Raw genomic sequence first — 14,775 nt, forward strand, 5'->3', positions numbered from 1 at the left:
ACTTACACCAAGATAATTTTATCCGCCAATCAGCGCCTCACGCAGATAACCGTTGTGTTGTTTCAGGCGCTCACGTGCCGCTTCCACGTCAATATTAGCCAGAAGCATCAGAATTGCGGGCTTAACCTCATTATCCGCCAGCACCAGCGCCTGCCGCGCCTTTTCCCGCTCGGCCCCCGTCGCTTCAACCACAATGCGGCAAGCCCGGTCCAGCAGCTTCACGTTGGTTGCCTTCACATCGACCATCAAATTCTGGTACACCTTTCCCAGCTTAACCATTGCGCCGGTAGAAATCATATTCAGGACGAGTTTTTGCGCCGTTCCCGACTTCAAGCGCGTCGACCCCGTTAACGCTTCCGGGCCAACCACCGGAGAAATCGCTACCTGCGCTTCCAGTGCGATGGGTGAATGCGGATTACAGGAGATCGCCGCTGTCCGGCAGCCAACGTCACGCGCATAGCGCAATGCGCCAATCACATACGGCGTCCGGCCTGATGCCGCAAGGCCGACAACCATATCCGCCGCGGTGACATCCAGCGCTTTTAAATCCGCCTCACCGAGTGCAGGGTCGTCTTCCGCACCTTCAACTGCCTTAAGCAACGCGCCCGGCCCACCGGCGATCAGCCCGATAACCACCCCGTGTGGCACACCAAACGTCGGCGGACACTCGGAAGCATCCAGTACGCCCAAACGGCCGCTGGTCCCCGCGCCCAGATAGATCAGCCGCCCGCCCTCCTGCAACGAGGACGTCGCCAGATCGACAGCCTCGGCAATCGCGGGTAAAACCTGTGCAATGGCTTCAGGCACTTTCTGATCTTCCTGATTAAACGCGTGCATCATCTCCAGCGTAGAGAGCTGATCCAGCGCCATCGTCGCCGGATTCCGAGTTTCGGAAACCAGCGTCCCTAAATTAAGGTTCTCTCCATCCATCACATCTGAACGCATTCTGCTACCTCATGCTTTATGCCAGCGTTTTGCACGCTTATGACAAACAATCATTTTCACCACTATACCCGTCATACTTCAAGTTGCATGTGCGTTGGCTGCGCTACTCGGCCCACTCACGTGGACCTCGCCCCGTTGGGGCCGCTGCAAGCAGCGTTCAAATCTGCCTCTGGCAAATTTGTCAGTCACCCGAATCACTTACCTCAGTAAGCTCATCGGGATTCCTTCTCTTGCCGCCTTCCTGAAACTCGAATTATTTGGGGTATATATGCTTTTGAGAGCTGTGAAAGTACGCTATTCTGCATCGAATTAACCCTCCACATTCATCTCGCAAGGTAAACAGAGAAACCTCAGTGCGACTCTCCGGGTTCAGACTCTCCACTTACACGCTTTTCTTTATTAGCTGTCTGCTGTTTCTGCTGGCGGGTTCCCTACGTGCGGACTGGGATTTTATTACCATTAATCAGCGAACCGAGCAGCTTTATGGCCCGGCAACGCCCGATGCTCGCCGCCGAATAGATGAATGGCAGACGCTGTTGGCCAACTCCCTCAACAAAGAGGAAAAGGCTCTGCTGAGTAGCGTGAACCAATTTTTCAATGACCGTATGCTGTTTCGCGATGATATTGTCGTCTGGAATCAGGAAGATTACTGGGCTACGCCGATTGAAGCGCTGCGTAAAGGTGCCGGGGACTGCGAAGACTATGCGCTCGCCAAGTATTTTACGCTGCGTCATTTAGGCATCCCGGCGGACAAATTACGTATTACCTATGTTAAAGCCCTGCGTCTGAATAAAGCGCATATGGTGGTCACCTATTATCCCACGCCAACCTCGATTCCGCTGGTACTGGATAATCTGACCGACAAGATCCAACCCGCGACAGAGCGCACTGATTTAGTTCCGGTGTATGCCTTTAATGGCGGGGGCCTCTGGCTGCCCGGAGCCAGCGGCAGCAATAAACGCGTAGGTGACAGTAAACGACTTTCACGCTGGCAGGATGTATTAACCAAAATGCGTGCCGAAGGGTTTTCAATTGAGGAGTAAAGGTAGGCTATGTCTCTATACAAACAATTACTGATAGCCATCTGCCTGTTTGTGCTAATCATTTTCAGCGGGAGCTTTTTCGTCAGCCTGGAAAATTCGCGTGAACAGTACAACAACCAGCTTCATTCTCACGCACAGGATGCCGCCACCGCACTTGGGCTTTCCCTGACGCCGAATATCGATGACCCGGCAATGGTAGAGCTGATGGTCAGCTCGATTTTCGACAGCGGCTACTTTTCCAGTATCCGCGTGCGGGATTTAAAAACCGGCAGCGTCACGCTGGAACGCACCGCATCGCCGGATATCCCTGACGTACCGCGCTGGTTTGTTCAGTTAGTAAACCTGCAACCCGGCGCGGGCGAAGCTATCGTGATGCGCGGCTGGGAGCAGGCGGCAAAAGTTGAAGTCGTCAGCCATCCGATGTTCGCGGTGACGCGGCTGTGGCGCAGCAGTACGGCCTCTTTCCTGTGGTTACTCGGCTGTGGCACGCTGGGCGTGTTACTCGGCGCGCTATTCCTGCGCCGCCAGCTACGTCCGCTTGATTATATTGTCGATCAGTCGCTGGCAATTACCCGTCGTGAATTCCTTAGCCAGCCGGATTTGCCCAATACGCCCGAGTTTCGCCGTGTTGCACAAGCGATGAACCTGATGGTCAGCAAGCTCAAAACGCTGTTTGAAGAGGAAGCGGAACGGAGCGAGCGCTTACGTCAGGAAGCCTATCAGGATCCTCAAACCGGATTGAATAACCGTCGCGCGTTTGACATGCAGTTCAACGACAAACTGGCCGACGAAGAAACCGCCCCCGGCTTCCTTATTATGATTCGCGTTCAGGATCTGGCGGGGATGAATCAGCGGCTGGGCGGCCAGCGCACCGATGCGCTATTAGCCTCCGTCGGGCATATTCTGCGTAACACGCAAAAGCAGCATACCCATGCGGAAAGTCTTCTGGCACGTATCCGCGGTGGGGAATTTGCGCTGTTTTGCCCGGGGTTGGTCGATAAAGAAGCCTATGCGCTGATTGGCGAGCTGACGCGCAACATCGAAACGTTGCATCTGACAGGCGAAACCGATGTCTCCCCTGTCGCCCAATTCGGCATGGTGCCTTTCCGCCCCGGTGACACCGCGCAATCCCTGTTTATTCAGGGCGATCAGGCGCTCACGCGAGCCGAAAGCAATACCGATAGCACCGCGCCTCACGACATACCGTCCGTCAGTGCCGAACAGGTCGAAACCGATCGCCATAGGTGGTTTAACCTGCTCGATCCCATTTTGGAACAGGAACGCTTGCAGCTTTTCCTGCAACCGGTCGTCGCCTGTGATGATCCCAGCCAGGTGCTGCATCACAAAGTGCTGGCGCGCATTCAGGATGAGCAAGGAAACAGTGTCGCCGCAGGTCGCTTCCTACCGTGGATCCAACGCTTTGGCTGGGATACCCGTCTGGATCAAACCATGCTACGCGAAGTACTGGACTATCTTCGCCAGCACGACGGCAATCTGGCACTGAGCCTGTCCGGCACCACGGTTCTGAATCTTCATCTGCTTGCCGATCTGCTTGCCCCGTTGAAGCATCAGCCTGACGTCGCCAAACGACTGATTCTGGAGCTGGATGAGAACCAATTGCCAGACAGCGCCCAGTTGGAAGCCTTAATCAAGCTGCTCAATGAACATGGCTGTGCGCTGGGGCTACAGCATTTTGGCGGGCGCTTTAATATGATCGGCAACCTGTCGCAATGGGGTCTGGCTTACCTGAAAGTCGATGGCAGCTACATCCGCAACATCGATCAGGAGGACGATAAACAAATGTTTATCGAAGCGCTGTATCGCGCCACCAACAGTATTGCCCTGCCGCTTATCGCCGAACGTGTTGAAACCGCAGGTGAGCTGAAAGTGCTTCAGGAGATGGGATTACAGGGCGCGATGGGACGGCTGCTGGGTGAACCGGTACCAGCGGTCAGAATCTGATACCACATCATTTTGGCTAACGACGTTTAACGCCCCCCGGCTTCTTACTACGATAGTGAGAAGCCGGAAATGGCTGAACGGGATGTTAAGGGATGATTTCTTCAAAACATCCTTTCCTTAAAACATAGTCTCTTCATCGTCGCCAATCAGCTTGTTCAACCCGCCATTCAGGGCTTCACGCGCCTGCGCACGGTTAATCAACTTCAGCTGTGCCGCCTGAGGGAAATCGGTAATGCTGACCACGCCTTTCTGAATCAAAACCTGAATTAAATCCTCCAGCACACGCACCATTTCCAGATCGCTTTGCCGCAGTTGCTGGAGGCTGGACATCGCAGCCTGATGACTGCGGAACCAGGCCTGCGCCTCACGCGAATCATCGGACAGTTCGCCGTTCATTTCAGGAAAAGGACTCTTTTCTACCTTCATCAGGTGGCCATCACTGTCGCGCTGGATATAAAACATTTTCGGAGACCTTTTAAGTTTTTGATAAAGAAAGGAGCCGGGCAGGCTCCCCCTTTTCGTCAGCTAGACGGTTCTGGCTTGCTGACCAGACTTTCAAGCGACGGCAATGCACCGTTATAGTGTTCCAACGTAATCGACACTGCAACCGTTCCGCCTTTATCCGCCGTAAAGTTCCCCGCGGTGCTCACTTCAATCGTCGGTGAACCATGATTATCGGTGATGCGAATATAGCGGCTGATATCGGTGCCTTCCTCCAGTTCGCCAACCAGATCGCTTAAATCAATCCGGTCACCTTCTTTGGCATTAAAGTCTTTGATCACATCGTTGCCGATATCGCCAGCCTGCCACTTAAAGGTATCCGCACCCGCCCCACCGATGAGCGTATCGCCCCCCGCGCCGCCAATCAGGATGTCGTCTCCGCTGCCGCCGTAAAGCAGGTCATTCCCCGCCCCACCGTAGAGGGTGTCATTTCCTCCCTGGCCGAAGAGAATATCATCTCCGTCGCCGCCATTGAGTATGTCATTCCCCCCCTTCGACGACGACAGATCAAACTCTGAACTGTGCGCGGCAATATAGTTATGCATGTCCTTCGTCGTCGGAACGCCCGTTTGCATGCCTAACTGTTTGCCAATGTAGTTCTGTAAAGCCGCAATGCCGTTACCGTCGATATTAGGGAACGACACGACATCGCCAAACAGCACATCATCATTATAGGTGCCGGACATCGTGTCATTGCCCGCCGCACCGACACTCAGCCCATACTGTTCAGCACCTTCCGCCGAATAGCCGGTTGCCGTATCGTGGTTGCCCATTTCTGTCGATGTCGCCTGCGCCAAGACATTCAATTTACCCGCGTCGGCCGGCACCTCAAGCGTGATTTTCCCGGCTAGCGTCTGGGCGTTGTGCGCATTTTGAATCAGGTATGAACCATCAGCACCGACGGTATACTTCACGTTATTAATCTGGTCGGTCAGCACCGTTCCCGTTGGGATCCCCGTCAACCGAATCCCCGACAGCGTTTCGCTACCGTCGCGGTCTGTCAATGCAGCGGAAACATCGAGCGTATAGGTCTGTTTTCCCGCCTGACCGGGGACTTTTTCCACCGTCGCGCTATTGGTACCGGGGGTATACGTCGATCCATCGCTGTAGATCACGCCTTCGATATTGTTGCTAACCTGTCTCGTAAACGAGCCTGATTTGCCACTGCTATCGGTATAATTAACCTTCAGCCCATCCAGCGTGTTAACCGACGTATTCGCGTTGTTGTTCGTGCTATAGGTCGCGTTATAGGTGTAGCCCGTTTCCTTGATGACGAAAACATAGTCAGAATGCGCGTTGCTGCCGTTATTGGTCCGGTTACCGTTGAATGAATCCAGATCGCGGTGATCCTTACGATCGGCCGCCCAGTCGCTCTGACGATAAAAATAGCCGCTATTGGAGTGCACAACGAAGATATCGCTGTAATTGCCATCCCCGCTGGTATTGCCCTGACTGTAGTACGCCACCTTCCCGTTGCCGACTACGGTAGGGACCGAATCCCCCTCGGTCAGCCAGACGCGGACGCCGTTACCCACCGCGACGATTTTTCCGTTCTGCACGTCAAAACCACCGTTCGCGCTTCCGCCATTCACCTTAATGACTTCGGCAGAAGCTGGCGTTGTGGTCACGCTGGAGGTGCTCAGGCTTACGACTGGCGCATCGGCGACTGGCGTAATACCAATGTGCAGCGCGGCTTTATCGCCCGTGTTCCCTGCGCTATCGACAGGTCGATAAGCAATGTCCCCCAGCGCTGCGCCAGAGACATTACTCGCTGGTGTAAAGCGTAGATCGGTGTTGCCAGCCGTAAAGGATTGTCCAGCGGTGACGGCTTTCCAACTCCCGTTATCATTAAAATAAAGCGTGCCAGCGGCAGCAGGCGGCAGAGACGAAATCACGATGCTTGTGGTATCGCTCGATACGCCCAGATCGCTCCAGCCAATGTGCAGCGGCGTGTCTTCCGTACCAGACACCGTGTTGTTGTGTGCGGCTGGCGGCGTAACATCCATGATAGCCTGACTGTTATCATGCGCCTGATTACCTGCCGCATCGGTTGCCGTCGCTCCTGCGGTAATCTTGCCTTCCGCTAACGTGCTCAGATCGACATTCGTCTGCCATTTTCCGTTCGTCACGGGCACATCATGCAGCGTAACCGACTTACCATTCACGTCAGTAAAGACCAGATCGACCTTCTTCTCGTTGCTCGTGCCGCTGACCAGAGTGTTTTTCGACTCACTTTGGCTAACGTAGCCATCGTTACCCGCGAAATTCGTAATATCAATTTCTGGTGCGGTCGTATCCACGCTGTACGCATGATGGGTATTCGCCGTGGTGGCGTTCCCCGCCGCATCACGCGTGGTCACGCTGGCGCTAATGTCACTGTTAGCCGCCAGTACCGAACCGGGAACATTGACACTCCAGGTTTTACCGTCGTTATTCACCGTCGTCTGGTAGGTTTCGGTGCCGACTTTCACCGTGACGCTATCGCCTGCCCTAACCTCATTGCCGACTTTTCCGGTAACAGGGATCGTTTGTCTGGATTCATTAGCGTTAATCACGTTATCGGACGTGACGTTATCGATAGAAATTGAGGCAACCGGCGCAACAGTATCCACGCCGTAAGTGTGGCTGGTATTGGCAGTCGTGACGTTGCCTGCTGTATCACGGGTAGTGACCGAAGCGGAGACATCACCGTTAGCAGCCAGTACAGAACCGGGAACATTCACGCTCCAGGTTTTACCATCGGTATTGACGGTCGTCTGGTAGGTCTCGGTACCGACTTTTACCGTAACCGCATCGCCGGCTTTCACTTCATTACCGACTTTACCCGTCACCGCAATCGTCTGGCCGGACTCGGCCGCATTAATCACGTTATCGCTGGTGACATTATCAATAGAGATCGACGCTATCGGCGCAACCGTATCCACACCGTAAGTGTGCGAGGTATTGGCAGTCGTGACGTTGCCTGCGGTATCGCGTGTGGTGACCGAAGCTGAGACATCACCGTTAGCAGCCAGTACCGAACCGGGAACATTCACGCTCCAGGTTTTACCGTCCGCATTGACGGTAGTCTGGTAAGTCTCGTTACCGACTTTGACGGTAACCGCATCGCCCGCTTTGACTTCATTGCCAACCTGACCGGTAACGGAAATCGTCTGGCCGGACTCAGTGGCGTTGATGACATTATCTGATGTGATGTTGTCGATAGAGATTGACGCGACTGGCGCAACCGTATCGACACCGTAAGCGTGGCTGGTGTTCGCCGTGGTGACATTGCCTGCGGTATCGTGTGTGGTGACCGAAGCAGAGATATCACCGTTAGCCGCGAGCACAGAACCGGGAATATTCACGCTCCAGGTTTTACCGTCCGCATTCACGGTGGTCTGGTAAGTCTCGGTACCGACTTTAACGGTGATGGCGTCACCCGCCTTCACTTCATTGCCGACTTGCCCCGTCACTGCTATCGTCTGACCGGACTCGGTCGCATTGATCACGTTATCCGACGTGACGTTATCAATTGAAATTGACGCGACTGGCGCAACCGTATCCACGCCGTAAGTGTGCGAAGTATTGGCCGTCGTGACGTTGCCTGCCGTATCACGGGTAGTAACCGACGCAGAGACATCACCGTTAGCAGCAAGTACCGCTCCCGGAACGTTCACGCTCCAGGTCTTACCGTCGGCATTGACCGTGGTCTGGTAGGTCTCGGTACCGACTTTGACGGTAACCGCATCGCCCGCCCTAACCTCATTGCCGACTTTTCCGGTAACAGGGATCGTTTGTCTGGATTCATTAGCGTTAATCACGTTATCCGAGGTGACGTTATCAATAGAGATTGACGCGATTGGCGCAACGGTATCCACACCGTAAGTGTGCGAGGTATTGGCAGTAGTCACGTTACCGGCGGTATCACGCGTGGTCACTGTCGCGCTCACATCACTGTTCGCTGCCAACACCGAACCCGGTACGTTGACGCTCCAGGTCTTGCCGTCGGTATTGACGGTGGTCTGGTACGTTTCCGTGCCGATTTTAACCGTAACGGCGTCACCCGCTTTGACTTCGTTGCCGACTTTACCCGTCACCGCTATGGTCTGGCCGGACTCGGTCGCGTTAATCACGTTATCGCTGGTGACATCATCAATTGAAATTGAAGCGACTGGTGCAACGGTATCGACACCGTAAGCATGACTGGTGTTCGCCGTGGTGACATTGCCTGCGGTATCGCGGGTGGTGACCGACGCAGAGACATCACTATTAGCAGCCAGTACCGATCCCGGAACATTGACGCTCCAGGTTTTGCCATCGGTATTGACCGTGGTCTGGTACGTTTCCGAGCCAACGGTAACGGTGATCGCATCGCCCGCTTTGACTTCGTTGCCGACCTGACCCGTCACAGCAATGGTCTGACCGGACTCGGTCGCATTAATGACGTTATCTGAGGTGACGTTATCAATAGTGATCGACGCCACCGGTGCAACGGTATCGACACCGTAAGCGTGATTCGTGTTGGCAGTCGTGATATTACCTGCGGTGTCACGCGTGGTGACGCTGGCGGAGATATCCCCGTTAGCAGCCAGTACAGCACCGGGAACATTGACACTCCAGATTTTGCCATCGGCATTCACCGTGGTCTGATAGGTCTCGTTACCGACTTTGACGGTAACCGCATCGCCCGCTTTCACGTCGTTATCGACTTTACCGGTCACCGCAATCGTCTGACCGGACTCGGAAGCATTGATCACGTTATCGGACGTGACGTTATCAATTGAAATTGAAGCGACTGGCGCAACCGTATCGACGCCGTAAGCATGACTGGTGTTCGCAGTCGTGACGTTGCCTGCGGTATCGCGGGTGGTGACCGAAGCAGAGACATCACCGTTAGCAGCAAGTACCGTTCCCGGAACATTCACGCTCCAGGTTTTGCCATCGGTATTGACGGTGGTCTGGTAGGTCTCGGTACCGACTTTTACGGTAACCGCGTCACCCGCTTTCACTTCATTGCCAACCTGACCGGTGACGGAAATCGTCTGACCGGATTCGGAAGCATTGATGACATTGTCGGAAGTGACGTTATCAATTGAAATTGAAGCAACAGGCGCGACGGTATCAACACCATAAGCGTGACTGGTGTTAGCAGTCGTGATGTTGCCTGCCGTATCACGGGTGGTGACCGACGCAGAGACATCGCCGTTAGCAGCCAGTACAGAACCGGGAACATTCACGCTCCAGGTTTTACCGTCAGCATTTACCGTCGTCTGGTAGGTCTCGGTGCCGACTTTTACCGTAACCGCATCGCCCGCTTTAACTTCGTTGCCGACTTGACCGGTCACCGCAATCGTCTGACCCGATTCACTGGCGTTAATCACGTTATCGCTGGTGACATTGTCGATAGATATCGATGCGGTTGGTGCAACGGTGTCCACGCCGTAAGTATGCGAGGTATTGGCAGTCGTGACGTTACCTGCCGTATCACGGGTGGTGACCGTGGCACTCACATTACCATTAGCAGCCAGTACAGAACCGGGAACATTCACGCTCCAGGTTTTACCGTCAGCATTTACCGTGGTTTGGTAGATCTCGGTGCCGACTTTAACCGTAACCGTATCACCGGCTTTGACGTCGTTATCGACTTTACCCGTCACCGCTATCGTCTGCCCGGATTCGCTGGCATTGATGACGTTATCAGACGTCACATCGTCGATAGTAATCGACGCCGTTGGTGCAACGGTATCCACGCCGTAAGCGTGAGTCGTATTCGCGGTGGTGACATTGCCTGCGGCGTCACGCGTGGTCACGCTAGCGGAGATATCGCCATTGACGGCCAGTACGGAACCGGGAACATTCACGCTCCAGGTATTGCCGTCGGTATTGACGGTGGTCTGATAGGTCTCGGTACCGACTTTAACGGTAACCGCGTCACCCGCTTTGACTTCGTTGCCAACCTGACCCGTCACCGCAATCGTCTGACCCGATTCGCTGGCGTTAATCACGTTATCCGAGGTGACATTGTCGACAGAGATCGACGCGACTGGCGCAACGGTATCGACACCGTAAGTGTGACTGGTATTCGCCGTAGTGACGTTACCCGCGGTATCACGGGTAGTCACGGTGGCGGAGATATCGCCATTGGCCGCCAGCACGGATCCCGGCACATTGACGCTCCAGGTTTTGCCGTCGGTATTCACCGTCGTCTGGTACGTCTCGGTACCGACTTTAACGGTAACCGCATCACCCGCTTTGACTTCGTTGCCAACTTTCCCCGTCACAGCAATCGTCTGACCAGATTCACTGGCATTAATCACGTTATCGGACGTGACATTATCGATAGAAATTGAAGCAACCGGCGCAACGGTATCGACACCATAAGCGTGGCTGGTGTCCGCCGTGGTGACATTGCCTGCGGTATCACGCGTAGTGACGCTGGCAGAGATATCACCGTTAGCTGCAAGTACAGAACCGGGAACATTCACGCTCCAGGTTTTACCATCGGTATTGACGGTGGTCTGGTACGTTTCCGTGCCAACTTTAACGGTGATGGCGTCACCCGCCTTCACTTCATTGCCAACCTGACCGGTGACCGCAATCGTCTGGCCGGACTCGGTCGCGTTAATCACGTTATCGGACGTGACGTTATCAATTGAAATTGAGGCAACCGGCGCAACGGTATCGACACCGTAAGCGTGGGTCGTATTCGCGGTAGTGGCATTGCCTGCCGTATCACGCGTGGTGACCGACGCAGAGACATCACCGTTAGCAGCAAGAACTGTTCCCGGAACGTTCACACTCCAGGTTTTACCGTCGGTATTCACGGTGGTCTGGTAGGTTTCGGTGCCAACGGTAACGGTGATGGCGTCGCCCGCTTTCACTTCATTACCGACTTTACCCGTCACCGCAATCGTCTGGCCGGATTCGCTGGCATTGATGACGTTATCCGATGTCACATCGTCGATAGTAATCGACGCCACCGGCGCAACGGTATCGACGCCGTAAGCATGGCTGGTATTCGCGGTCGTGACATTGCCTGCCGTATCACGGGTGGTGACCGACGCAGAGACATCACCGTTTGCGGCCAGCACCGATCCTGGAACATTCACACTCCAGGTTTTGCCATCGGTATTGACGGTGGTCTGGTACGTTTCCGTGCCGACTTTGATCGTGACTGCATCCCCGGCTTTCACTTCATTGCCGACCTGACCCGTGACGGAAATCGTCTGGCCGGATTCGCTGGCATTGATGACGTTATCCGATGTCACATCGTCAATAGTAATCGACGCCACTGGTGCGACGGTATCTACACCGTAAGCATGACTGGTATTGGCGGTGGTGGCGTTACCTGCGGAGTCTCGGGTGGTGACCGTCGCACTCACATCGCCGTTGGCGGCTAACAGCGAACCGGGAACATTCACGCTCCAGGTTTTGCCATCGGCATTGACGGTGGTCTGGTAGGTCTCGGTACCGACTTTGACGGTAACCGCATCGCCCGCTTTCACTTCATTACCGACCTGGCCCGTGACCGCAATCGTCTGACCTGACTCAGTAGCATTGATGACGTTATCGGGCGTCACATTGTCGATAGAAATTGAGGCAACTGGCGCGACCGTCTCCACACCGTAAGTGTGACTGGTGTTGGCGGTGGTGATGTTGCCTGCGGTATCACGCGTAGTGACGGTCGCACTGACATCACCGTTAGCAGCCAGTACAGAACCGGGAACGTTGACGCTCCAGGTTTTGCCGTCGGTATTCACGGTGGTCTGGTAAGTCTCGGTACCGACTTTAACCGTAACCGCATCGCCTGCTTTGACTTCATTACCAACCTGACCGGTGACCGCAATCGTCTGCCCAGACTCGCTGGCATTGATCACGTTATCCGACGTGACGTTATCAATAGAGATCGACGCCACCGGCGCAACCGTATCCACACCGTAAGCGTGGCTAGTATTGGCGGTGGTGACGTTGCCTGCCGTATCACGGGTAGTAACCGACGCAGAGACATCACCGTTAGCAGCAAGTACCGCTCCCGGAACGTTCACGCTCCAGGTTTTACCGTCCGCATTGACGGTCGTCTGGTAGGTTTCGGTGCCGACTTTAACGGTAACCGCATCACCCGCTTTCACTTCGTTGCCGACCTGACCGGTGACGGAAATCGTCTGACCGGATTCGGAAGCATTGATGACATTGTCGGAAGTGACATTATCAATTGAAATTGAAGCAACAGGCGCGACGGTATCCACGCCGTAAGTGTGACTGGTATTGGCAGTCGTGACATTGCCTGCGGTATCGCGGGTGGTGACGGTCGCCGAGATATCGCCATTGGCGGCCAGTACCGAACCGGGAACATTCACGCTCCAGGTCTTGCCGTCCGCATTGACGGTCGTCTGGTAGGTCTCGGTACCGACTTTAACCGTAACCGCATCACCCGCTTTGACCTCATTACCCACCTGACCGGTGATCGCAATGGTCTGACCTGACTCACTGGCGTTAATCACGTTATCACTGGTGACATTGTCGATAGCGATTGACGCGACTGGCGCAACCGTATCGACACCGTAAGTGTGGCTAGTGTTAGCAGTCGTGACATTGCCTGCGGTATCGCGTGTGGTGACCGTGGCACTCACATCACTATTCGCTGCCAGAACTGCCCCTGGAACATTCACGCTCCAGGTTTTGCCATCGGTATTCACGGTTGTCTGGTAGGTCTCGGTACCGACTTTAACCGTAACGGCGTCACCCGCTTTGACTTCATTGCCGACCTGACCGGTGACGGCGATCGTCTGGCCGGACTCGGAAGCATTGATCACGTTATCGGACGTGACATTATCGATAGTAATGGAAGCCGTTGGCGCAACCGTATCGACACCGTAAGTGTGGCTGGTATTGGCAGTCGTGACATTGCCTGCGGTATCGCGCGTAGTGACCGTGGCGCTCACATCACCATTGGCTGCCAGTACAGAACCCGGTACGTTCACGCTCCAGGTCTTGCCGTCGGTATTCACGGTGGTCTGGTACGTTTCTGTGCCGACTTTGACGGTAACCGCGTCGCCCGCTTTCACTTCATTGCCAACCTGACCCGTCACGGCAATGGTCTGGCCGGACTCGCTGGCGTTAATCACGTTATCGCTGGTGACGTTATCGACAGAGATCGACGCCACTGGTGCAACCGTATCGACGCCGTAAGCGTGACTGGTGTTCGCGGTGGTGACGTTGCCCGCCGTATCACGGGTAGTCACGGTGGCGGAGATATCGCCATTAGCCGCCAGCACGGATCCCGGAACATTGACGCTCCAGGTCTTGCCGTCGGTATTCACCGTCGTCTGGTAGGTTTCTGTGCCAACGGTAACGGTGATGGCGTCGCCCGCTTTGACTTCATTGCCGACCTGACCGGTGATCGCAATCGTCTGGCCCGATTCGCTGGCGTTAATCACGTTATCTGACGTGACATTATCAATAGAGATTGAGGCGACAGGGGGCAAAGTATCGACCGTTATCGCTTCACTTCCCCCCGTACCAGGAATGCCCGCAGCATCGGTGTAGCTGCCGTCAGGAACACTGACGCGGACTTCTCCCTCAAAATTGGAGGCTGGCGTCAATGTCGCCGTCCAGCGAGTCGGATCGTTAGGATCCTGCACCAGATTCGTTACTGCGCCGTTTGTTACGGTGATATCACTGAGGTCAAAACCAATGATCGGTTTTGTGAAGACGAAACTTACTGTGCCATCACTGTTTATGCCAATGGTGACAGAAGGCGGGGTGGTATCGGTGGTATCCGTTGCCGCAGGCAGCAACGTAGATGAATCTACGCCATCCAGAACGGACGAGGCTCGGTCAGTAAACGATGAGCCAGCGGTATCATAGCCAATCGGAGTAGTTACGACCTCTGCCGTCAAATTCAGAACGACCGTTGGGTTGAAATGCCCACCGCCGCCGTCACCGGCTTCTCCGGTGTCGTCATTACCCGCGGCAGTCGCTTCTAATACTTGTGTTGGGTCGGCACCCTGAGCGATAGCATCTTGTATAGCCGCGACATCATCGGCGACATCCGCATTGGCCTGAGAGGACGCATTGCTAACATCGCTCCAGCGGCTATCACGCCCCAGATCCAATGTTTTGCCGTCCGGTAATGTGATTGAAACCGCGCCGTTAGCACCAGTTACCACTTCTTCACCGCTGTAAACCCGATCGCCAGCAACCAGCAATCTCTGGCTTCCATCAAGCGCGATGATAAAAACTTGTCCAATAACGAACTTAATGACGCCAATCACACTATTCAAAATGCTTTCTCCTTGATATCTATAATTATTTTTATAATGTGGCGATATTGCGGCTATAG

At 54.7% G+C, this 14,775-nt stretch carries 5 protein-coding genes; 2 read left to right on the forward strand and 3 right to left on the reverse strand.

The annotated features are described in order from the left end of the window. Window positions 1–18 precede the first annotated feature (18 nt). On the reverse strand, window positions 19–945 hold the full coding sequence (gene murQ / locus ACIPUG_RS06605) for an N-acetylmuramic acid 6-phosphate etherase (protein WP_400337946.1): 927 nt from the start codon (window positions 943–945) through the stop codon (window positions 19–21). A 353-nt stretch (window positions 946–1,298) separates the two neighbouring features. Here murQ and lapG point away from each other — a divergent pair, with 353 nt between their 5' ends. Beyond that, complete coding sequence (gene lapG / locus ACIPUG_RS06610) at window positions 1,299–1,988, forward strand: cysteine protease LapG (protein WP_400337948.1); 690 nt, start codon at window positions 1,299–1,301, stop codon at window positions 1,986–1,988. A 9-nt stretch (window positions 1,989–1,997) separates the two neighbouring features. Beyond that, on the forward strand, window positions 1,998–3,950 hold the full coding sequence (gene lapD, locus ACIPUG_RS06615; protein ID WP_205537021.1) for a cyclic di-GMP receptor LapD: 1,953 nt from the start codon (window positions 1,998–2,000) through the stop codon (window positions 3,948–3,950). 117 nt (window positions 3,951–4,067) lie between these two features. Here lapD and ACIPUG_RS06620 read toward each other — a convergent pair whose 3' ends face one another. Next, the gene (locus ACIPUG_RS06620) at window positions 4,068–4,412 is read right to left on the reverse strand and encodes a hypothetical protein (RefSeq protein ID WP_014916239.1); all 345 of its coding nucleotides are present in this window, start codon (window positions 4,410–4,412) and stop codon (window positions 4,068–4,070) included. A gap of 59 nt (window positions 4,413–4,471) precedes the next feature. Beyond that, window positions 4,472–14,707, reverse strand: a complete 10,236-nt coding sequence (locus ACIPUG_RS06625; protein WP_400337966.1) for an Ig-like domain-containing protein — start codon at window positions 14,705–14,707, stop codon at window positions 4,472–4,474. Window positions 14,708–14,775: the final 68 nt, after the last annotated feature.

It is taken from the genome of Pectobacterium sp. CHL-2024, from assembly GCF_044751765.1.
Lineage (GTDB): Bacteria > Pseudomonadota > Gammaproteobacteria > Enterobacterales > Enterobacteriaceae > Pectobacterium > Pectobacterium brasiliense.

What these genes read in the sequence shown, in the direction of transcription:
- ACIPUG_RS06620 (WP_014916239.1), bottom strand. Translation starts at nt 4,412, where the DNA reads ATGTTTTATATCCAGCGCGACAGTGATGGCCACCTGATGAAGGTAGAA.
- lapD (WP_205537021.1), top strand. Translation starts at nt 1,998, where the DNA reads ATGTCTCTATACAAACAATTACTGATAGCCATCTGCCTGTTTGTGCTA.
- murQ (WP_400337946.1), bottom strand. Translation starts at nt 945, where the DNA reads ATGCGTTCAGATGTGATGGATGGAGAGAACCTTAATTTAGGGACGCTG.